This is a genomic window from Pseudoxanthomonas dokdonensis (genome assembly GCF_001431405.1).
In the GTDB taxonomy this organism is placed as follows: domain Bacteria; phylum Pseudomonadota; class Gammaproteobacteria; order Xanthomonadales; family Xanthomonadaceae; genus Pseudoxanthomonas_A; species Pseudoxanthomonas_A dokdonensis.
The window spans coordinates 1-1,255 of the sequence record NZ_LDJL01000027.1 but is presented as its reverse complement, the minus strand read 5'-3'; the positions used below and the strand labels follow the sequence as shown (position 1 = coordinate 1,255).

General features: G+C 60.0%; 1 protein-coding gene. It reads right to left on the bottom strand.

The features are described 5' to 3' along the window. Positions 1-13 precede the first annotated feature (13 nt). Complete coding sequence (locus ABB29_RS16205) at positions 14-1,006, bottom strand: IS30 family transposase (RefSeq protein WP_211260771.1); 993 nt, start codon at positions 1,004-1,006, stop codon at positions 14-16. Positions 1,007-1,255 lie beyond the last annotated feature (249 nt).

The window sequence follows — 1,255 nt, the reverse complement described above, 5'->3', positions numbered from 1 at the left end:
AGATGTGTTTAAGTTACAGGCCCAAGTGCAACACCCCTGAATATTGCTGTAGTCGTTGTTCCGGAGTTTGGAAGCCATAGCGTTTCCTCGGTCTTTGGTTGAGTTTAGCGACAACCGCATCGCAGTCTGCTTGCCGGACCCTGCCCAGGCTTTTGCCTTTCGGAAAGTACTGCCGCAACAAGCCGTTGAAGTTTTCGTTGCTGCCGCGCTCCCATGGATGATGCGGGTAGGCGAAGTAGCAGCGCACGCCTGCGGCTTGCTCCAGTGCGCGATAGCCATGGAACTCGGTGCCGTTGTCCCAGGTAATCGTGGCGAAGGGCAGTTTGCTGGTCCGAATGGCGTGGAGTGCGGCGCGATTGACAGCGCGCACGGTGCGATGCGGCAGCTTCAGCACCAGCGCCAAGCCGGTGCTGCGTTCGACCAAGGTCAACAGGCAGTCGCGCTCGCCCGTGGCCCCCATTACCGTGTCGCCCTCCCAGTGTCCGGCTTCCTGTCGCCCTTCAACGGCCTCGGGACGGCTGTCTATCATCGGTTTGTCAGCCAATTTTCCGCGCTTTTCAGGCCCGTGCGTGCGCTTTCGCCTTCGCTTGCCTCCTTGCCGCAGATGCCGGTACAGGCCACCCCCTTGGCGCTGGTCGCGACGTACGTGTCGGTAGATGGTCATGTGGCTGATGGATGGCCCTGCCTGACCTCGCAACTGATGGGTTATCTGCTCGGGACTCCACTGCCGCTCTGCCAGCAGGGATTCCACCTGCGCATATACGGCCAAGTCGTGTTGCTTCCCTTGCCGGCTGCGGCGGCGCCGTCCATTGGCATGTTCCTGGGCCTTGCTTGGCACATACAGAGGGCGTGGCTTGCCTTGCATCACCGTCGCGTTGCGGCGGATTTCGCGGCTGATGGTACTGGGGCTACGCTGCAACATCCGGGCAATGCAGCGAAATGAGCACCCTTGGCGCTTCAGTACGGACAAGGTGTATCGTTCCGTTTCGGTGAGCTGGCGGTACATGAGGGATCTTCTCTTGCCGGAGGGATCCCCTCCAGTCTGCCAGCTCACCTCTTCAACAGGCATCGCAGGTGTTGCACTTACTTTGTTAACCTGCGCGGCCTAACAATTCATTCAAGCCGAACCCGCTTCGCGGGTCGGCTTAATTCAGGTGTTATGTCGTGTTGCGATGCTGGGTTGGCAGTTCCTGCTTCGGCAAGCGTGCGTCATCGTTGAGCATCGGCTCCGGATGCCCAACCCAGCCTTCCTGCT